13 protein-coding genes and 3 pseudogenes are annotated in these 21,842 nt (G+C 34.5%); 8 read left to right on the forward strand and 8 right to left on the reverse strand.

Annotation, left to right across the window (positions count from 1 at the left end):
• The first annotated feature begins 48 nt into the window (after positions 1 to 48).
• The 4 genes from pdhA to WP_RS06905 all read left to right on the forward strand — a co-directional run bounded on the left by pdhA (position 49) and on the right by WP_RS06905 (position 5,992).
• Positions 49 to 1,029, forward strand: coding sequence for a pyruvate dehydrogenase (acetyl-transferring) E1 component subunit alpha (gene pdhA / locus WP_RS00425; protein ID WP_007302758.1), 981 nt, complete (start codon positions 49 to 51; stop codon positions 1,027 to 1,029).
• 205 nt (positions 1,030 to 1,234) lie between these two features.
• Positions 1,235 to 2,656: an Asp-tRNA(Asn)/Glu-tRNA(Gln) amidotransferase subunit GatB gene (gatB, locus tag WP_RS00430; protein ID WP_007302757.1), complete on the forward strand. Its 1,422-nt coding sequence runs from the start codon at positions 1,235 to 1,237 to the stop codon at positions 2,654 to 2,656.
• 11 nt (positions 2,657 to 2,667) lie between these two features.
• Positions 2,668 to 3,543 carry a hypothetical protein gene (locus tag WP_RS07605; protein ID WP_044475423.1) on the forward strand — a complete coding sequence of 292 codons (876 nt, stop codon included), beginning with the start codon at positions 2,668 to 2,670 and terminating at the stop codon, positions 3,541 to 3,543.
• Between the two features lie 259 nt (positions 3,544 to 3,802).
• Positions 3,803 to 5,992, forward strand: a complete 2,190-nt coding sequence (locus WP_RS06905) for an ankyrin repeat domain-containing protein (protein ID WP_231834416.1) — start codon at positions 3,803 to 3,805, stop codon at positions 5,990 to 5,992.
• Positions 5,993 to 6,288: 296 nt separating this feature from the next.
• Here the strand turns inward: WP_RS06905 and WP_RS00445 are convergent.
• The 6 genes and pseudogenes from WP_RS00445 to WP_RS00470 form a co-directional block, all read right to left on the reverse strand.
• Positions 6,289 to 6,627, reverse strand: a pseudogene (locus WP_RS00445) (transposase); the annotation flags it as partial.
• Positions 6,628 to 6,641: 14 nt separating this feature from the next.
• Complete coding sequence (locus WP_RS00450; protein WP_007301954.1) at positions 6,642 to 7,514, reverse strand: IS982-like element ISWpi16 family transposase; 873 nt, start codon at positions 7,512 to 7,514, stop codon at positions 6,642 to 6,644.
• Positions 7,515 to 7,608: 94 nt separating this feature from the next.
• Positions 7,609 to 8,149, reverse strand: a pseudogene (locus tag WP_RS00455) (IS982-like element ISWpi16 family transposase); the annotation flags it as partial.
• 499 nt (positions 8,150 to 8,648) lie between these two features.
• Complete coding sequence (locus WP_RS00460) at positions 8,649 to 9,569, reverse strand: tyrosine-type recombinase/integrase (RefSeq protein ID WP_010401376.1); 921 nt, start codon at positions 9,567 to 9,569, stop codon at positions 8,649 to 8,651.
• A 2-nt stretch (positions 9,570 to 9,571) separates the two neighbouring features.
• Positions 9,572 to 10,951, reverse strand: coding sequence for a dihydrolipoyl dehydrogenase (gene lpdA, locus WP_RS00465; protein ID WP_007302754.1), 1,380 nt, complete (start codon positions 10,949 to 10,951; stop codon positions 9,572 to 9,574).
• A complete protein-coding gene (locus WP_RS00470) occupies positions 10,944 to 12,053 on the reverse strand; it encodes an outer membrane protein assembly factor BamB family protein (RefSeq protein ID WP_007302753.1) in 1,110 nt (369 codons plus the stop codon). Before WP_RS00470 ends, lpdA begins: the two co-directional genes overlap by 8 nt.
• A 315-nt stretch (positions 12,054 to 12,368) precedes the next feature.
• Here WP_RS00470 and WP_RS00475 point away from each other — a divergent pair, with 315 nt between their 5' ends.
• The gene (locus WP_RS00475) at positions 12,369 to 13,661 is read left to right on the forward strand and encodes a cbb3-type cytochrome c oxidase subunit I (RefSeq protein WP_007302752.1); all 1,293 of its coding nucleotides are present in this window, start codon (positions 12,369 to 12,371) and stop codon (positions 13,659 to 13,661) included.
• 117 nt (positions 13,662 to 13,778) lie between these two features.
• Here the strand turns inward: WP_RS00475 and WP_RS00480 are convergent, their stop codons facing one another.
• A complete protein-coding gene (locus WP_RS00480) occupies positions 13,779 to 14,354 on the reverse strand; it encodes a hypothetical protein (RefSeq protein ID WP_012481733.1) in 576 nt (191 codons plus the stop codon).
• An 85-nt stretch (positions 14,355 to 14,439) separates the two neighbouring features.
• Here WP_RS00480 and WP_RS00485 point away from each other — a divergent pair, with 85 nt between their 5' ends.
• Both WP_RS00485 and WP_RS00490 read left to right on the forward strand, forming a co-directional pair.
• A complete protein-coding gene (locus WP_RS00485) occupies positions 14,440 to 17,013 on the forward strand; it encodes a valine--tRNA ligase (RefSeq protein ID WP_007302750.1) in 2,574 nt (857 codons plus the stop codon).
• 41 nt (positions 17,014 to 17,054) lie between these two features.
• A complete protein-coding gene (locus WP_RS00490) occupies positions 17,055 to 19,166 on the forward strand; it encodes a coiled-coil domain-containing protein (RefSeq protein WP_007302749.1) in 2,112 nt (703 codons plus the stop codon).
• 122 nt (positions 19,167 to 19,288) lie between these two features.
• On the opposite strand, the pseudogene WP_RS00495 reads toward WP_RS00490, so the two are convergent.
• Positions 19,289 to 20,526: pseudogene (locus WP_RS00495) on the reverse strand (IS256-like element ISWpi15 family transposase).
• Positions 20,527 to 20,655: 129 nt separating this feature from the next.
• Here WP_RS00495 and WP_RS00500 point away from each other — a divergent pair.
• Entirely contained in the window at positions 20,656 to 21,822 is a 1,167-nt protein-coding gene (locus WP_RS00500) for a hypothetical protein (RefSeq protein WP_012481734.1), read from the forward strand.
• Positions 21,823 to 21,842: the final 20 nt, after the last annotated feature.

Genomic DNA, 21,842 nt, shown 5'->3' on the forward strand with positions numbered 1-21,842 from the left:
ATGTTAAAGATTTCTGGTATGATCTCAGTTTAATAAAAGAAAGTCAATATGAAAGCAGGAAATTTCACTAAAGAGCAAGTGATTGGGTTCTACAGAAAAATGCTTCTAATACGCAGATTTGAGGAAAAAGCAGGACAATTATACGGAATGGGATTAATAGGCGGATTCTGTCACTTATCAATAGGGCAAGAAGCAGTTGCAGTTGGGACTCAAGCTGCATCAAAACCTGGTGATGCTTTTATCACAAGCTATAGAGACCATGGCTTAATGCTTGCATGTAATTCTGATCCAAATGTTGTGATGGCAGAACTAAACGGCAAAGAAACAGGGTGTTCAAAAGGTAAAGGTGGCTCCATGCACATATTTGATGTTGAAAAAAATTTCTTTGGTGGACATGGAATAGTAGGTGCACAAGTCCCAATTGGTACAGGAATAGCATTTGCTAATAAATACAAGAAAAAAGATAACGTTGTATTCACATATTTTGGTGACGGTGCTGCAAATCAAGGACAAGTATATGAATCATTTAATATGGCATCTTTGTGGAAGTTACCTGTGGTTTATATCATAGAAAATAACGAATACGCAATGGGAACTTCTGTGCAAAGATCAACTTTAGTAACTGAACTATATAAAAGAGGAGAGAGTTTTGGTATTCCTGGAAAACAAGTTGATGGAATGGATTTTTTCTCTGTCTATGAGGTAACAAGTGAAATAGCTGAGCACGTACGTGGGGGAAAAGGACCTCTCTTGCTTGAAATGAAGACATATCGATATCGTGGCCATTCGATGTCAGATCCTGCTACTTATCGCACAAAAGAAGAAGTTGAAGATATGAAGCAAAATCATGATCCTATAAGTAATTTAAAGCAGTATATGAAAGATAATAAAATAGCTTCTGATGAAGAATGCAAAGCTATTGATAAGGAAATACGAGACTTAGTAAAAAAGTCAGAAGATTTTGCTAAAAGTAGTAAAGAGCCAGAGATTGATGAGCTGTATACTGATGTTTATAAATTTGTTAGCTAATCAGTTGCCATCAAAATTATGTTTTGGCCTACTATAGATATTTTTTGGCAGCACTTAACTTTATTATATAACAGCCTAGTCAATAGAAACTGTAGTAACTCTTATATTATTGATATACACCGCTCTTGGATCATAGGTTAAATGAGTTTTATTTGACTTTTTGTGCTAGTTTGCAGAATATAAAGTTATTAATTGAATAAAATACATGACAAAAGAAAACTGGGAGACAGTAATTGGACTTGAGGTACACGCTCAGGTTTCTTCTAAGACAAAGCTATTTTCTAGTTCACTAACGGAATTTGGCACTGAGCACAATACTCAAGTTTCTCTAGTTGATGCAGCAATGCCAGGTACATTGCCAATATTAAATTATTTCTGCATAGAGCAAGCAATATGTACCGGTCTTGCAATTTCTGCAGAAATTAATAAATGCTCTTACTTTGACCGGAAAAATTATTTTTATCCCGATTTACCACAAGGTTATCAAATAACCCAGTTCTTTGAGCCAATAGTTAAAAATGGTAAAGTGTTTATCAATAATAATGAAAAAGAAATAAGAATCGCAAGAATTCACTTAGAGCAAGATGCAGGAAAGAGTATTCATGAAGAAAGCAAAACTTACGTAGATTTAAATCGTGCAGGGGTTGCTTTAATGGAAATTGTTTCAGAGCCAGATCTTCGTTCATCTGCAGAAGCTGCAGAATTCATGAAAAAATTGAGGCAGATTTTGCGTTATATCGGTTCATGTGATGGTGATATGGAAAAGGGGTCGCTTCGCTGTGATGCAAATGTTTCTGTTCGCCCAAATGGTAGTAGTGCATTTGGCACCCGCTGTGAAATAAAAAACTTAAATTCAATACGTTATATTGTACAAGCTATAGATTATGAAGCACAAAGGCAGATCAAAATTTTGGAAAGCGGAGGAGAAATAAGTCAAGATACCTTATTGTTTGATGTCACTTTAGGAAAAACAAAAGTGATGAGAAGCAAAGAAGATTCAAGTGACTATAGATATTTCCCTGAACCTGATTTGCTACCTGTTGAAATAAGCCAAGACAAAATTGATTCTATTAAATCATCTTTACCCGAGTTACCAGATCAAAAAAAACTGCGGTACATTAATGAATTAGGTATAAATGAATACGATGCAGACGTTATCACTTCTGATAAAGCAACCGCTGATTACTTTGAGGAATTAATAAAAAAGCATGATTCAAAGATTGCAGTTACCTGGTTAACCGTAGAGCTTTTCGGTCGTTTAAACAAAGCAAATATTGATATTGTTAGCTCCCCAATTAAAGCAGATGCTTTGTCCGAGCTCCTCGACTTTATCGTCGATGGAACGATCTCTGCTAAACTTGGCAAACAAGTTTTTGATATTATGTTTGAAACTGGCAAACCTGCGTCTTTGATTATAGAAGAACAGGACCTCAAGCAAATAACCGATAGAGATCAAATATCGGAAATTATCGACACAATCGTCAATAACAACCAAGATAAAGTTCAAGAATACAAAAGCGGTAAAACAAAACTATACGGATTCTTTGTTGGCGAAGTTATGAAATCCACTAAGGGAAAAGCCAGCCCTGATGTCGTAAACTTGGTTTTGAGTGAAAGATTAGGGTAAAAACAGGGGTAATGTATCTAGAAGATGATTCTAATTATGGGGGGTTCAAACGCCCTTACCCTGGTATTACCTTCCAAGAGTTATTGATCGTAATATCTCTAATGCATGAGATGGATATAACATCTCTCATGTCTAAGATGGGTAAAGAATATTCTTTCTCCATAGACACAGAGTTAGAGCCAGTTCAAGGTTTTGATGATATTGTTGTCCGGCATGAGCAAAATAAAGGTATAGTATATGAGTTTACACAAGTTAAACACAACCAAGATGGAACTAAAAAAATCAGTGTAGGTAGCTTATTAACAAAGAGTGGTAAGTTTAATTTGTTGAAATACTTTATTGCTTATTTAAAGATCAAAAATAATGCAAAGTTTAGTGGTGGAACAAAGCATTTTCTTTTTGCTACGAATATGGATCTTGATTCACCATATTCAATACAACACGAAGTAAGAAATCTAAGAGCAATGTTAAGTGGAGAAAATAAAGGAAAAGAACTTTCATTTGTAAGAATAGACACAAAAGATGAGTTTCTGGATATAGGTGATAGTGCAAAATATAGAATTAGTGATTCAGATGGTAGTGTTGCTCAATACTTGAAACAAAATATGGATTTTATAAAGCGTAAGATAGGTAAGGAAGTCAGCAATAAAGAGATAGAGGACTTTTTAAATGAACTGGTGTTCGTCGTTAACTTACCCCATGAAGCTCAGCTAAGAGAATTATTGCTAGGTGAGTTGAGTAGTAGGTTGAACAAAAAGTTTGGCTATATTGGTGACAATCAAATCTTTTGTAATAATCTTCTAAAAAAAAATATCAGACTGGGTAAAAGATATAAAAGCGCGTCCTTTTTCGCACAAAGAGGGAGAAGAGCTTTTTCGAGAAATTGAGCAATTTCCTAAGACTTTAAGTGAAATAGAGAGAGAAGTAAAAAAAGGGAATAAAGGAATAGATGAAATAGTAGAACAACAGCGTAAGGATAGTAAAAAACTGCATGAAATACATGTAGCTGTAACAGCACAAAATAACAAGCAGATAGAGGAGCCTATTTGGTTTAAAATAATAGAGCCAGTTGCATTTTTTACTGGAAGAAATAGTGAATTAAAAGCCTTACATGATGCACTACAAAGGAGTACGGGCAGACAAGCGGTGATATTGCAGGTTGCTACTATTAGTGGCCTTGGAGGAGTGGGAAAAAGTGAGTTAGCTAGGAAATATGCTTGTGAATATAAAGAGCATTATGATGGTAATCTTGTATGGGTAAATGCAGGAACACAAAAGGATCTTGAAGAATCGTTTAAAGGATTAGCTAAGGAGTTAAATAGAAGGTTACCTGAAGGTTCGAAAATTTTTATTACAGATGAAGATACTGAACAAGAAAAGGGAATCAGATCTATTATTAAGAGTGTATATAGATATTTTAAAGATGTAAAAAGTCTTTTTATTTTCGATAATGCAAGAGAATATAAATACATTAGAAAGTTTTTACCTTCATCTTTACATTCTAGACATAAAAAACCTTATGTTTTAATTACTTCTCATGATCAAAAATGGGATTCGGTAGAAGAAGGAGATATAAAAGTAATACGGTTAAATGAATTTTGTAAAACAGAAGCTTGCGAGTTTGTTAAAAAAGCTTTGAACATAGAGGACAATTTACAGGATCAGGAAATAGAAGAATTAACAGAAAAGCTGCAGTATGTTCCCTTGGCTTTAAAACAAGCAACCGTATATATTTGCAACAAAAATAAAAAATCAAAGTTGAGAGGTTATGGAAGATTTGAGGTAAGTGATTACTTAAAGGAGTTCCAACAACATACAAGAAAGTCACTTAAAGAAGGAGATTGTGAAGGCGAAGATCGTTATACTGAAGCAGTTTCAATAACTTGTACCATTACGATGACACATATACAAAAAGAATACGGCTGTGAAACGTTGAATATTCTGGAGATAATGGCCTACCTTGCTCCTGACAAGATTCATATAGAAGAAGTCTTTTCAAAGTTAATAGCAGAGGATAAGGAAAAGTTATGGAAGGCTGTTGAACTACTCGATAGATATTCAATGATTGACTTGAAAGAGGAAGTGGCAAGTATTCACAGAGTAGTGCAGGGAATAACTAGATTAAAATTACAAAAGGAGGGCCAAGAAGAGGAAGTTCTAAGGAAAGCTTTGGAATTGATAAACAGTGGTGGTTTAGCACAAGGTAGTATGAGCCATATTGCATTTGTATGGGGATACGCAAGTACATACGGTAAGTTGATTGATAACTTTTACTTTCACTCATTTTATGTATATGGAGGAACACTGTTTATAAGGAAAAGCACCCCTTTGCACTTGCTTGCTGAAAGTGGTGATTGTAAAGCAATTAGTGCAATAATAACACATATAGAAAAATATTACCCAGGTGAATTGGTAAAAATTGTTAATGTTAAGGACAATCACGGTCAAACTTTGTTGCATATTGCTGCTAAGAGTGGAAATTTGAATGTAATGAAATGTCTAGTCAATAAAGGTGCTAGCACTAATACTAAAGATAAATATTATAATACTCCATTGCATTCAGCTGCTTACGCTGGGGAATTGGATATAGTAAAATACCTGATTATTAAAAATAATAACATTAATGCTAAAGGCGAATATGGCAGGACTCCATTACACATTGCTGCTATAAATGGAGATCTAGATATGGTGGAATATCTAATCAAAAGGTATGCTAATATTGACGCTAAAGACAATTGTGGTATGACTCCATTACATTTAGCTGCTGACGTTGGGGAATTGGGTATAGTGGAACACCTAATTAATGAGGATGCTTATGTTGATGCTAGGGACGAACACTACAGAACCCCATTATTTTTTGCTGCTGAGAATGGAAAATTAAATGTAGTGAAGTGCCTAATTGAAAAAGGTGCTAATGTTAATGCCAAGAATGAATATGGCGAAACAGCATTACACCGCGTTGTCTATAGGGCTACCTTTAGTGGAGATTTAAGAATAGTAGAGTATATAATCAATAAGGGTGCTAATGTTAATGCTAAGAACAGAGATGGTAGAACTCCATTACACTACTCTGCTTTATCTGGGAGCTACAATATTGCAGGATGCCTTATTCGAGAAGGTTCTGATGTTAATGCTAAGGATAAAGATGGCAACACTGCACTACACTTGGCTGTTATTAGGCAAAAGGTTGATATAACGAGGACGCTACTAAAACACAATGCAAACGTTAACGCTAGAAATAATTTAGGGAATACAGTACTGGACTGTGCAGTTGATAACTTCCAAGAACTTGTGGAGTTGCTTTTAACCCATGATGAAAGTGTTGAAGTAGCTTAAGAGAAAATTATTTATCTGTTTATTTTAACGTCCCAAAAATGTTTAACAAAAGTGTGTCAAACTGAATTTTTAGTTTAACTCAATTTTCAATAGATTTCTTGCATAAACAGGTGTCATCCCAGCTGGAACCCAATATCTGGATTCCAGTGTCACGCGCTGGAATGACATCAACTTTTGAATTCGAGTTATGCAAGAAATCCAACATATTAGGAACGACAATATCAGGTTGAGATGTAGTTCATATGTAAAGGTAACCTCTACTTTTCCTCAGCTTTCTTTCTAACCTCAGTTATGGATTAGCCGATAAAGAAAGGCATAGAAATAGAAGGCTTTTTGGACTGCATGGAGTAGGAAATCAGAACAGAAAAAACATGAATTAGGAAATTTGTTGGCGATCTATGTCTTGTATGCTCAATCTCAAATTTGTTTTTCAAGGAATCAAAAACAGTCTCAATAATCGACCTTTTCCTTAATAAAATCTTCTCTTTAAGTGAAATTAGTGCGTTTTTCATACCTTTTTTTACTTTAGTGACTAACTTTAGGCCTCTATCGAAGAGTTTCTCAAAAAGCTCTTTCTTTATATAGCCCTTATCTCCAAACAAAAGTCCGGTCAGTCTTTTAGTGAGAGTTGGTAAACCTCAGTTATGGATTAGCCGATAAAGAAAGGCATAGAAATAGAAGGCTTTTTGGACTGCATGGAGTAGGAAATCAGAACAGAAAAAACATGAATTAGGAAATTTGTTGGCGATCTATGTCTTGTATGCTCAATCTCAAATTTGTTTTTCAAGGAATCAAAAACAGTCTCAATAATCGACCTTTTCCTTAATAAAATCTTCTCTTTAAGTGAAATTAGTGCGTTTTTCATACCTTTTTTTACTTTAGTGACTAACTTTAGGCCTCTATCGAAGAGTTTCTCAAAAAGCTCTTTCTTTATATAGCCCTTATCTCCAAACAAAAGTCCGGTCAGTCTTTTAGTGAGAGTTGGTAAAGGTTTTCTGTCATCAACGTTACCTTTGGTTAGGGTAAGTGCTTGAATTTCACCAATTTCGTTAATCACTAAGTGCAACTTGAAGCCAAAAAACCAACCATACGTACTCTTACTAATTTCTGCTAGATGATTAAAAACTTTATTCCTAGAGATCCTTTTTTTGTGGCAAACGGCAATCGTAGAGGTGTCGATGTAGGAAGTGCCGGTCATTTTCGCTTGTTCACAGAACCATTGCAAAAGTAATGCTAAATACCACAAAACTCGCGGCTTTAAGGCAATAAATCTGTGATATGAAGGCAGCTTTGAAAACTCTGATCTATAGAATAACTGAAGATAACAAAGATAAAAAGCCTTGAAGTTTTTACATGGTGATTTATGGTATAACAGGATTATGGTTAGAATTTCTGAGTGCGCTATTTCTGGTACTCTGGTTGGTTTTTTGCCGTTTGATAAGAACCTATTTGCAAAATTATCATCTACCGCACGACAAAAATCCTCGACGCAACAGTACAGTTCTGTAATATCTTTCTTCATGGGTAACCTCTTATTATTACTAAAATACTCGAGTTTACCCTGTTTCCCTCTTCTTAGTTATACTTTTATCTATTTTCTAATCCATAACTGAGGTTGGTAAAGGTTTTCTGTCATCAACGTTACCTTTGGTTAGGGTAAGTGCTTGAATTTCACCAATTTCGTTAATCACTAAGTGCAACTTGAAGCCAAAAAACCAACCATACGTACTCTTACTAATTTCTGCTAGATGATTAAAAACTTTATTCCTAGAGATCCTTTTTTTTGTGGCAAACGGCAATCGTAGAGGTGTCGATGTAGGAAGTGCCGGTCATTTTCGCTTGTTCACAGAACCATTGCAAAAGTAATGCTAAATACCACAAAACTCGCGGCTTTAAGGCAATAAATCTGTGATATGAAGGCAGCTTTGAAAACTCTGATCTATAGAATAACTGAAGATAACAAAGATAAAAAGCCTTGAAGTTTTTACATGGTGATTTATGGTATAACAGGATTATGGTTAGAATTTCTGAGTGCGCTATTTCTGGTACTCTGGTTGGTTTTTTGCCGTTTGATAAGAACCTATTTGCAAAATTATCATCTACCGCACGACAAAAATCCTCGACGCAACAGTACAGTTCTGTAATATCTTTCTTCATGGGTAACCTCTTATTATTACTAAAATACTCGAGTTTACCCTGTTTCCCTCTTCTTAGTTATACTTTTATCTATTTTCTAATCCATAACTGAGGTTTCTAGGCTCTGTAAACAAAATTTTAAAGAAGCCATATAGTGTAGCTAGAGACATTTTTAGTCAACTGAGTAATTTTGTTCCTCTAGCCTGAGGTCAAAATAAATTTGAATGGGTTTCCCAGTACGTCAACAAGTGCATGAACTTTAGTCGCAAATCCCCGTCCTCAATTAATTTGACCTGCTAACATTTTGTACACAGAGCCTAGCTCTTTTGCTATTTGCTTGACTTGTTTCTTTACATAGCTTCTAATTTAAATTCTGCTGTCTATTCTCTTTCATTCATAACCTTTTGCAAAACGTTTTTGCTTTCTTCTCTGCTGGTCACTATTGCTTATATAAAGCAAGTACAGTACTGAATGATGTTGCAAGCACTCAGTTCGGCAATATTATCGATTTAAGACGAAGTTAAGATTTCGATTTTTTATTCAAACTCTTCTGAAAGTTTTTATACATATTGAAGACATCTTGATAATTTAGGTGAGTGTAAACTTGAGTAGTTTCAAGGCTTGAGTGGCCAAGCAGCTGTTGTATTGATCTTATGTCAATATCTTCCTGAAGCAAATGAGTAGCAAAACTATGGCGAAATGCATGTGGAGATAAAATTTCTGGTAAGTTTAAAAATCTTCTTATTTTTTGCAAACGATTAGCAACATAAGTTCTTCCCAATTTTTTTCCTCTTACCCCGACAAAAAGATGTCCCGCTTCGTCAAAGTGGGGACAAGCTTTTATATATTTTTGTATACACTTTTTTACTACTGGAAGAATAAATACCTGCCTTTGTTTATCTCCCTTACCTGTTACTATTAAACTTTCATTGCTAATATCACTAACCTTAAGATTCAGTGCTTCAGTGATTCTTAAGCCCGTACCATATAGCAGAACGACAATTGCAATTTCTCTTTTTACCACCCAAGGCTCGCCTAGATCAGGCAATTTCATTTCTTTCAATAGAGTTTCTATGTTAGATATTGAAAGTGCTTTAGGTAGAGTTCTTCTCTGAATTGGCCTTGATAAAGAAAATACCGCTTCATTATTTATTTCATAATTGTTTTTTATATATTTGAAAAAATTTCTGATTACTGACAATGCGCGAGTGTTAGATCTCGCATTTACACCTCTTGCATAACGAGAGGTAAACCAACTTCTCAGTTCAGGTATGCTTAATTTTTCTAAAGAGCCAACATTTACTTCTTCACCAATGTGAGTATTTAGGAAACTTATAAGATCCTTGAGGTCCCTCATGTATGACTCCAAAGTGTTTGGTGAGTAAGACCTGTTGTACTTTAGCCAATCATACCATTTTTCAATGATTGAACCGAGGTCCACAGTTACTTTTTAAAGAAAGCATCGATGCACGCATCCCTAAAGGCTTCATTTATATCAGGATGAGAGTGACAAATTCTGTATATATCCTCTGCTGCTGCACCATATGCCATTGCAACCGCTGCTTCATTGATTAGCGTATCAGCGTATGCTCCTATGATATGTACACCGAGTATTGTATCTGCTTTGCTACAAGTCAGAACTTTCACGAATCCCTCAGCATCGTCAGTGACTTTTGCTCTACCGTTTGCAGCAAATTGACATTTACCAACTTTATACTTTCGACCAGCACTTTTTAGTTCTTCTTCAGTTTTACCGATTGAAGAAACTGCAGGGTGGGTGTAAATGACTGACGGTATGATTTCATAATCAACGTGAGGCAATTGCCTTGCTAGTATCTCTGCAACTGCCACCCCTTCTTCCTCAGCTTTGTGAGCAAGCATTGCTCCACCAATCACATCACCAATAGCAAATATTCCTTTTACGTTGGTTTCATAACTATTGTTGACTTTAATAAAGCCACGACTGTCTTTTTCTATTTTTTCAAGACCCTCAGAGCATGGTTTGCGCCCTGCTGCCACCAATACCTTATCCGCCTCTATAGTATTTGTTTGATTATCTTTTACAGAGCAAACTTTCACACTCAAAGAGTTACTACTTTGTTTTATTCCCTCAACTTTAGTGCTAAGTAAAAATTTTATTCCTTGTTTTTGTAGACTAGAAAGTAGAGACTTACTTAATTCTCCATCAATTGCTGCAGCGATTCTGTCAAAAAATTCTACTACAGTGACTTCAGACCCTAGCCTCCTCCATACAGAAGACATTTCAAGCCCTATTGCCCCGGCTCCGATTACGACAAGTTTTTTTGGTACTTCAGTTAAAGACAATGCACCAGTTGATGAAATAATACTTTTCTCATCGATATTAATTCCTGGCAAAGAAATAACGTCAGAACCGGTTGCAATTACTATATTTTTTGTCTTCAGTACCTTACCTTCAACTGAAACTTCAAGATTGCCTTGATCAAAAGAAGTAATTTTTCCAAGTCCATTGATCTTAGTAATTTTGTAAAGGTTAAACAGATATTCTATGCCTTTTCCAAGCTCCTGAACTCTAGCGTCTTTATAGCCTATCATTTCTCTCAAATCGAGACTTACATCCTTAACTTTTATGCCAAGTTTTGATAGATTATTTTTCGCGCTAGCATACTGATAAGAGGAATGGAGTAATGCTTTTGATGGTATACACCCAACTCGCAAACACGTGCCACCAAAAATGCTATTTTTGTCTATACAAGCAACTTTGAGTCCAAGTTTTGCAGCAGCAATAGCGCATTTGTAACCACCTGGACCACCACCTATAATAATCAAATCATAATCAGTCATAAAAAACAAACCTATTTTCTAAAGAATAAACACCATTTCCTTCAGTCGTTATATACATCTTACCATGGGTAAATACTGGAGCATGAAACACATTACCGGGTATTTTAATTACCCTTCCTGTACTTTCAGATCCAGGAAAAGCAAATATTGAACCTTTATTACTTGTTACCCAAAGCGTATGGGCATACATAATTGGAACAAACAATTGCACATTCTCTATAAAATCAGATGTCCAAACTGTTTTTCCACTTTGTATGTCGATGCCAATTACCTTATTATCTTTAGTCACCATGAAAATTCTTCCGCCTTCTTTTTGTTTCTCTGCAGGAATAAGAGGGCTATAATATGACTCAATGTTTGATATACTTTTTACTTGTAGTGGCCTTGACCATAAAATATTTCCTGAGTTTACGTCAATGCTATAAATATAAGAGTTGCTCGTAGCTATTAAGATATTATCGTGTACTCTAGGTGTAGTAGTTACATCTGTAAGCTGTGTATCCAAAAGGTTTGTAGCCAATTTTTGGCTCCACAATTTTTTACCGTCTTCATTAAAAGCTATCAATTCACCATTTGAAAATGGTGCTATTATTTTATCATTGGAGATTGCTGGTGAGATGGAATACAAACCTCGAACCTCATTTATACCATTTTGATAATTCCAAATGGAACTGCCATCTTTTATACTAAATGCATGCAGATAGTTATCAATAGTCAACACTACCAACTTATTGTTTATTACTACTGTTTTCCCTCTTACCGGAGCTCTTAATTCTTTTTCCCATTGAATCTCTCCTGTTTTCGCATCTATTGTGTGTAGAATGTTATCCACTATGAAGAAAACGTTTTCTTTGTAGCTCGATAAACTCATATTACCAATTTTTTTCCTACTTGAGAGGTATAATTTCCAATTTATAACTCTTGGGTTATCGATATCAAAGGAATATAAGGTACCGTGCTTGTCTGGTAAAATAACGCTATTTTCTGTAAGTATTGGAGCTACATATCCTTGAGATAATTTTTTATCTACTAAACTTATTCGTTCGCTTGCCATTGTATAGTTACTATACAATAACATTATCATGACAATTATTATTTTCATTATTTAGTGAAAACAAGATTCATTAATATACATACTAGAAACGTAAATCACAACGAAAATGTTCTTAATTGTGGATCAAAAGCATTAACGTAATGTCATACCATTATGTAAAGATTCTCTTACTGTAATAACTTTTATCAAGTATGGACTAAAAGAAATATCTATAGCTCAAACTAATGCTGTCAGTAATACTACTCCAATATGAAACAGGCAGCATTTTCAGGATGAAAGATATTGTTGTGATGTCATTCATTTGAACTACTCATATCAATTTGAAAAATGTATACTATCTTATGCTATAGTACCTAAAAATAAATGCTCAACATACAAAATAACGCTTCACTTTGCAGGCAATGGATATTCTTGGCAGTACTTGCTCTTGCTTGTTCTGGACTGCTGTCAATAATTGTTATTTTTCTACGATTGCCTTTTATTTCTTCTCTCATTCCTTCTGCACAATATATCTTTGATAATGCACTGGTGATACACGTAAATTTGTCAATTTTGGTATGGATGTGCTCTATAATATCTCTGCTCTTCATCATAAACTTAAAAAACACCAATCATTGGTTTAACTTCTCATGGATTCTCTCAATCCTTTCCATGCTGCTAATGTTTATATCTGCATTTGTTCCAAATACTGAAGTTATCAAAAGTAACTATATACCTGTATTACAAAACAAATTATTTTTACTTGGACTCAGTCTTTTCATTACCAGCATATTGATAAATACAGCTCTAGCCTACATATCAAATAAACAAGACTCATATCTTTCAATCGGACAAATTGGCCTGGTCATTATACTTGTGTCATCATTTCTTTGTGTTGTTTTAGCACATAAAAATATGCCTCCAGGTCTATATCACTCAGACAAGAATTTATTTTATGAATATCTCTTTTGGGGAGGCGGACATTTACTGCAGTTTGCCTTTGCTCAAGCAATGTTTTTAGTTTATTTGATCATACTGAATGCTCGCTATATTAGTCTAAATAAAATTACCATTTTACCACTATTTATAAACACAGTTTTGACCGTAGGTGCGCCGTTTATATACTTTATTTATTCGGCGGATAGTGCTGAATTGATACAGTTTTTTACCTGGCATATGAGAATTGCTGGAGCAGTTCTGCCGTGCTTTTTAACAATATTAGTGTATTGCAACATAAAAACTCTGCTCAATGATAAGGGCAATTATCTTCTTCACTCGTTTGTATTGTTCATTTATGGAGGTGTGCTTGGAGTGCTAACTATTGAAGGAAATGTCACTATTCCTGCGCATTATCATGGTTCTGTAGTTGGTATTACTATAGCTTTTATGAATTTTGTCTACTGGCTGTTACCAAAATTGGGCTGTAAAGAAATAAAAAGCTCCATAGTAAGATTACAGATTTATGCATATAGCTTGGGACATTTTCTCCACATTACTGGACTTGTTTGGCTTGGTGGATATGGTGCCTTAAGAAAAGTTGCAGATCTGCCAAGTATTTCATCAATGTTGGCACGTGCTTGTTTTATTACGGGTGGAGCTATATCAGTTATTGGTGGAATGTTATTCGTAATAATTGTGATTTTACATCTTCTTAAAGGCAAGGCTCGTACCAACTAACCCACAGAAACAAAACTAAAAATTTTAGTGTAAAATTACTATATTTACTTTGTACTATGGCTCAAACAACCTGCTTCAAATTTGGAAAGGCAGTGAAATGAAAAAAACTATATCAAGCTACACTGAATTCTTATTTGCTACTCCTTGTGGTTCTTGTGTTCCATTTACTTGAGAGCTAGGTTTCATTATTAAATCACCAGCTAAGAATGCAGATACTGTTGCTATAACAACGATTAACCACATGTCCAATTTATTTGTATGTTCAAGTGTAATATACACTACTAACCCAACAGCAAGACCAGTACTAGCAGTAGCGATATATGTTGCTTTTTCTTTTAGTTGTTTATTTGCTTCATTTTTGGTTTCTAATATTTTCTTTTCTTGCTGTAACTGCTGGATTTGAGTATTTATTTTTTGTTTCAGTTCATTCGACATTTCACTTTTGAGTTCATTTCTTATTTTATCTTTCAATGTAGTTATTGCCTCTTCTGGGCTTTTTTTATCTTTTAATTCCAGCACGTCTTCAAGCAATTCTACTAAGTCTACTTTTGCTGGGTGAGGCACATAGTATGGATTACTTAGAATATCTATAAGCTCTTTTAAGTTATGAAAGTTAAGCATAATAAACCTCAATACTAAAAATTTATTATGTAATACATTAAAAATTATAAGATCAAGAAAAATTTGTATCATAACAAGGCTAAATTAAATGGCAGACATTAAAATTGCTGTATTTGCTCAATTGTGATAACTTAAAGCTTAAAACTGAGAAATATTTATGTTAGAAGAAAAGTATAGCTTTAGGGAAATTGAAGACAAATACAACATATTATGGGAAGGGAGTAAAGTTTATAAATGGAATGGTGAAAAGGATAATACTTTCACTATAGATACGCCTCCACCAACGATATCTGGAAAGTTGCATATTGGTCATATATTTAGCTATTGCCATACGGACTTTATTGCAAGGTTTCAACGTATGCTGGGGAAAGATGTATTTTATCCAATTGGGTTTGATGATAATGGGCTTCCCACTGAAAGGTTAGTTGAGCAGACCTATAAAACCCGTGCAAAAGAAGTTGGCAGAGAAGAATTTATAGAGATGTGCCATGAAGTTATTGAGAAGTCAAAGCAGGAATTCAAGGAATTGTTTAAATCAGTCGGTATTAGTTATGACTGGAATTTAGAGTATCACACAATTAGTAAAGAAGCTGTGGCACTTTCTCAAATGTCATTCATTGATCTATATAATAAAGAGTATGCATACAAAAAAATGCAACCTATTCTTTGGGACCCAGTCGATAAAACTGCAATTGCACAAGCAGAAATAGAGGATAAAGTCTTTGAGTCATTTTTGAACACGATAGTTTTTTCCACTGAAGAAAATGAGCAGATTAAGATTGCAACTACACGGCCTGAGTTGCTTCCAGCATGTGTTGCAGTTTTTTGCCATCCAGAAGATGCACGCTACACTCAGCTGATTGGAAAAATAGCCGTAGTGCCAATAACAGGAGCAAAAGTTCCAATAATAGCTGATGATAAAGTTAAAATAGATAAAGGTACTGGGCTTGTTATGTGCTGTACGTTTGGTGATGAGCTCGACATATATTGGCAGCAAAAGCATGGTCTGCCGATGAAAATTATTATCGATCAGGATGGTAGGATAAGTCTAGATTCAGTGTATGGTAATAATAGATCCCAGTGTCAAGGCACTGGGATGACAAAGGGGAGTGACATTCCAGTGCTTGACACTGGAATCCAGACATTAGAGGAGACACACGCTCCAGCGCGTGACGCTGGAATCTACGATGAAGTAAATGGCCTAAGAGTTAAAGAAGCAAGAAAGAGAATTATTGAAATCCTAACTGAAAAGGGCCTTTTAATAGAAAGCACTAGCATTTCTCATTCTGTTAAATGTGCTGAAAGATCTGGTGCGCCGCTTGAAATATTACCTACTTATCAATGGTTTGTCAAGACTTTAGAGCAAAAAACTCAAGTATTAGATAAAGTGAGTAAATGTAATTGGCATCCAGAATCTATGCGTAAACGTATAGAGGTGTGGATAGAAGGGCTAAGTTGGGATTGGTGCATCTCAAGACAGCGTTATTTTGGTGTACCATTTCCAGTTTGGTATTCAAAACGTAAGGGAGAAGAAGGCAAAATCATTCTAGCTGAAGTAAAGGATTTACCTGTAGATCCACTCAAAGATTTGCCGAAAGGGTATATTAAAGAAGAAGTTACTTCAGATCAAGATGTGATGGATACTTGGGCAACAAGTGCGATCACTCCTCAATTAAGTGCACTGGCAGTAAACAGTGAGCTCGGTTTACCAAGCCATCGGTATGATAAGATATTTCCTGCAGATCTGCGCAGCCAAAGCCATGAGATAATAAGAACTTGGGCTTTTTATACGATTTTGAAGGCACATTATCATGCAGATTCACTGCCGTGGAAAAATATCATGATTAGTGGTTGGTGTTTGGCTGATGATAAAAAAAAGATGAGTAAATCAAAAGGTAATATCATCACTCCTCATGTAATGCTTGAAACCTATGGAGCTGACGTAGTACGCTATTGGGCAGCAAACTCAAGACTTGGAGTTGACACAGTCTACTCTGAAAATATCTTCAAAATTGGCAAACGACTTGTTACGAAACTTTGGAATGCTAGCAAATTTGTTTCCATGTTTATGGAAAAACATCAAGCATTGAGCATAAATTCCATCAGTGAGACGATGGATAAGTGGATATTGTCCAAATTATATAAAGTGATAGAAAAAACGACGAACAACCTATTACAGTTTGAATACTGCGAAGCTTTGAGCGCAATAGAAGAATTTTTTTGGAAAGATTTTTGTGATAATTACTTAGAGTTAGTTAAAAAACGTGCATATGGAGATGCATTGGACAGCGAGGCAAACATGAGTGCGAAACAGAGTTTGGCATATGTACTAAATATTATTTTGCGGTTATTTGCACCATTTTTGCCATACATTACAGAGGAAATATATCATCAGTTGTATAGTTATAACTCCGTTCACAATAAAAGTAATTGGCCTAACAAGGAAGAACTTATCTATGATAAGTATTCTGAAGAAATGGGAGATAATTTCGTGCAGATATTAAACCTTGTGAGAAAAATAAAAGCAGATAATAACGTATCAGTTAAGCATCTTATACAAAAGTTGATGATAAAAGCGAGTGTAAAAGAGGATGAGTTAAATTATTCTGCTCAGCATGATTTGCAGTCAGTTTGCAATGCTGAAGTGATAGAATGGGTTGAGGGTACAGAAGCAGAGCTTATAACTGAGAATGGAAAATTTACTGTAAGTTTATTGATTGATGTAACTTAGCATTCGTATTACTATACTAATTATTTAGTTGTGAGGTAATAATGATTGGTAATTCATATAATAATAAAATTGAAGAGCAAAAAGATGATTATCATGACTTCATTCAAAGGTTTTTGTTTTTGCTCGGTAAGATAAAAGAAAAGAATAAATCAATTCACACTGCTGTAGCTAGTCTTCACATATTATCTTTTTTAATAAAATACAATGCCAATTTTAATGAAGATGAATTGTATAAAGCCGTTATCCAAGATTTCAATAATGTAAAGGAGGCGAGACCAGAGCTTCAAGATGAGGCTAAAAAAGTATTGAATGGGTATATTGCAAATGGTGTTGAAACAGTGTCAATATATGGTAGTTGTGCAGAAGTTAAATTGGGAGCTAATAAAAACAAATTCAAAGTCAGTGAGTTTTTGAATAGTAATTTCTGTCAAGATAATGGAATTTCAGGGTTTTCAACTCTGCATAGCAATGGAAAAAATGGAATGCACGGTTTTGTTTCTGAAGAAGGAATAAGGCACTATGTTGTAACTGATGGTGCATACGAAATGACTCTGAATTGGTGTGATGAGGACGGAAAAAAGTGCACTATTATAATTAATATTGATGCTAATGGTATAGAACTTATCGAGCGTAATCGTGTTACTGATGATCAATTGAAAGCAAATAAAGATGTAAAAATAGGTAACTTATTCTTGTATCAAATAAAATTTAGAAATAAGGAGAAAGGCAATCATAAATCATCTGAGATTGTGATAGAAAATAGTAATAGAAATATTAACATTCAAACAACTCAAGAAATTGAGCGTGGCATCAAAAAAGCTCAAATAGGTAGTACTAAAATGCAAGACAAAATTGCACAAGTTGTAGATGAAAGCTTAAACGAAAGAATTAATAAATTGGAAAAAGAAAATACAAGATTAACTGGAAATAATCAAACTATATTAGAACAATTACAGCAAAAAATGAGAGAGGTAGAGGAATTAAATGGAAAGGTAAGGGAAAAAGATGAAGTTTTGGCTGAAATAACACAAAAATTCGGGCAGCTAAGTGATTCGGTAGAGAGTGAATTTGAAAGGAGAAAAGTAGAGAAGGAAAAGTTAGAGGAGAAGTTAAGGAAAGCGCAAAAAGAGATACAAAAGTTAAGTAAAGAAAAAGCTGAATTAGTGCAAGAAAAGCAAGATTTAGAAGAATTTGCTGAAGGTCTAGATGTTAAAGTACAAAGACTAAAGGATCAAATAAGGCAATTAGAGTACAGTGTGGCTGTAGCAGTGAATGAAAATAAAAGATTAAAACAAAAATTGAATGATACTCAAAAAGAGTTGGATGGTAAGTATGGTGAAATCCAGAGATTAGAAAGTCAATCACACGAATTAGAAAGTCAAAAAATAACAGAATTGGAAATATACTTAGAAGAGAAAAAGAAAAAAATAGCAGAGTTAGAGGTGCTGTTGGAAGAAGAAAAGGGGGAAGTTTTTAGTTTAGAATCTAGATTATGTAATTCAGAAGAAGAAAAAAAACGATTACAAGAAAAGTTAAATGAAAAAACTCAAGAAGTGATTAAACTAACTGTAGATTTAGAAGAACTAAGTAAGCAATCGGAAGAGAAAGAAACTAAATATTTCAGTAGGATTAAAGAGTTAGAAAAAATTCTTAATAAAGAAAGAAAAAACAGTGAAGAGTTGGAAAATTATAGCATCAATCTGGAGGAAGAAAGTCAAATTCAACATGAAAAGTACAAAGAGTTACTATTTGAGAAGCATTCTATAAAAGAAGAAATTTCAGATTTGAATGATCAATCTTCATTAGTTCATCAGAATCGTGTGAGCTTAGCACAAGATTTGGCAAAAAACATGATATATTTGTTCAAAGAGAATGTAAGAGAAGGAGATAAAGTGATTATATCGCAGGAAACTGTATTAGAGATTTTGAATAGATTGGAGGAATTAATCAAGAATGTTGGAGTCAGTGATCAAGAAATAAAAGGAGTAATTGAAGAAATATCTGTACAAACTAATGATAGCCTTCCTCCTTCAGATATAAGTAATGGAGATTTATCAGCACTACCAAATAAAGAGCTGGATGAAGCTTCATATTCAGAAGATTTTGGATATTCTAGTAGATGTTCTACTCCTAGATGTTCTACTCCTGTCTGATGCCACCTTGCATTTTGAGTTTAGTTAGAATATCAACTAAAGTTTATCACTGGTAAAATTGTGATAAGTGTTCTCCTCTACAGGTAAGGGGAGTGTTAAATAAACTGTGTCAAACCGCATTTTTAGTTCAACTCAATTTTCAATCTGCCAGGAAAGAAAACATCAAGTTGAGAGATAGTTAATGCCCAATCATGTACAGGCATCGTCGACTTTTCCTCTACCTTCTTTATAGCACAATATACCTGCTTATACAAGGCATTTATGCTGGTAATGAGCCTTTGGTCTTAGTGAATTTCCTAATTTGCCTATGTAGCCCCTCTATGGGATTGGTGGTGTAGATTATCCTCCTAACTGGACCAGAATACTTAAAATAACCAGACAAGTTTTCCCAATTATTCTGCCAAGATTTTATAACCATAGGGTACTTTGTGCCCCATTTTTCATCCAATTCCAACAGATAATTCTCGGCAATTTCCTTGCTTGAAGCTTGATATACCTTCTTTAAATCGCTCAAAAAACTCTTCGCATCTTTACTGGCCACATACTTCAGTGAGTTGCGTATCTGATGCACTATACACATCTGCACTTCCGCATTAGGAAAGACACTGTTTATAGCTGCAGGAAAGCTTTTCAGCCCATCAACGCAGGCAATAAGGATATCTTCTACTCCTCTTTCTTTGAGGTCATTTAGCACTCCCAACCAGAAGTTAGCTCCTTCACTTTCAGCCAAATAAAAACCTAATACTTCTTTTTTGCCATTTTGATCTATGCCTAATATGTTATACATGCATTTACTTACGCAATGCCCGTCCTCTTTGACTTTAAAAAACATGCCATCCATGAAAACTATCGGATATACAGACTGCAGCGGGCGACTACGCCATTCGTTGATTACTGGTAGCAATTTGTCAGTAATACTTGATATCTCTGCCGCCGATATTTTGTGATCATAAATTTCCTCAACATGTGACACTATATCTCTATAGCCCATACCACTGGCAAATGTGCTCAAAATCTTCGTTTCAAGCTCTGGATGTAAGTTTGTTTGCCTTTTTTTGACTATTTGTGGTTCGAAACTTCCTTCCCTATCTCTTGGCGTCAAAAGCTCAAATGACCCTGCGCTTGTACGTAAAGTCTTTGCATTCCTCCCATTTCTTCGATTATTCTCTTCGCTTTCGGCCGACAAGTGGTTTTCTATTTCACCTTCCAGGCTTACCTCCAGCAACTTTTTTATAAACGGTGTTAATGCTCCATCTCTTCCTGTCAACGGTCTTCCTTCTCGTATAGACGACAGGATATTTGTTTCTAATTCTTTATAATCTACCAAACCGGTAGTTCTGTTTACTACTTTCTGACTCATTGTCAAACCTCCATTTTTTTATATCAATTTATTACTTTTTTTTCGGTTTGACACAGTTTATTTAACACTCCCCAGGTAAGACAATTTTAATCAATATATACAAGACTGCTGCAGTTTTGTGTATAGGTGATGAGCAATTTACTTAATAAATATAATACATTTTATTTTATAGCTAGTTCTCTGGCTACTCTCACGTTACTTACATCTTTAGCGCTTATTAATGTACCTAGTTCTTTAATTCTCGCTTTAGCTGTATTATCTGTTTTGGCTTTTATGATTTTGTATAAAATAATTATTGACACTAGTAAAGTGGAGAAGAAATTTGCTCACAAAGAGCGTGAGTTGACTCAAGAAAAGCACAATTTATACGAGGAAGAAAGAAAATTTGGTCAAAAAATAGAAACTGAGAGGAAATCTTTTCTTAAAGAAAAAAAATCTTTGGAGGAGAAATTAGAAGCAAAAATGATCCATATAATTGGAATAACAGACGAATTAGAAAAAGTAACGAAGGAGAAAGATGAGCTTGCTGCACAAGAAAAAGAACTACTCCATAAAATCTCATATTTGTGTAAACAGTTACAGGAAAAAGAAGCTAATCTAACTGAGAGGAAAAAACTTATAATCGAATTGAAAAGAAAAATAGACAATGATAAATATGAGGAATTATATAAGGAAGTAGAGAAATTATCTAAAGAAAAAGAGGAGTTATCTAAGGAAATAGACAAATTACGTAAAGAGAAAGATATACTGTATATGAAAAAAGAAGAATTACATAAAAGAAAAGAAGAACTTTGTGTGAAATTAGATGAATTACAATGTAAATTTAAAGAAATTGATCAGAAAAATAAAAACTTATCTCAAGAGTTAAAAAGGAAATTTGAAGAGCTAGATAAAGCAGACGGTTTAATTAAAAATCAATCTTTTGAGTTAGACAGAATAAGACAAGATTGTAATAACGAAGTGAAAAATTTAAGAAATTCACTTTTAGAGCGAGACAGTCAAATAAAACAACTTCAATATGTGATAGATAAGATAGAAGAATCAATAAGAGAAAATGAAACAATTAAAGATTATAGCAAAAAAATAATATTAGGGGAGACTCAGAAAATAAAATTTATATTAGGGCAGCTTGTGCAATTCAAGCCAATGAAAGGTTCCAAAACATCGGAGGAAACGTCTGATTCTTTACAGGAAGATCTTGGATATGCCAGTCGTTCACCCACTCCGACCAGATTATCGTGTTCAGTGTCTGTACAAAGCATTGCAAGTGGACCAATCCCTGAATATGGATTGTAAAATGCAACAATTACTCTTAT

This window comes from Wolbachia endosymbiont of Culex quinquefasciatus Pel (genome assembly GCF_000073005.1).
GTDB lineage: Bacteria > Pseudomonadota > Alphaproteobacteria > Rickettsiales > Anaplasmataceae > Wolbachia.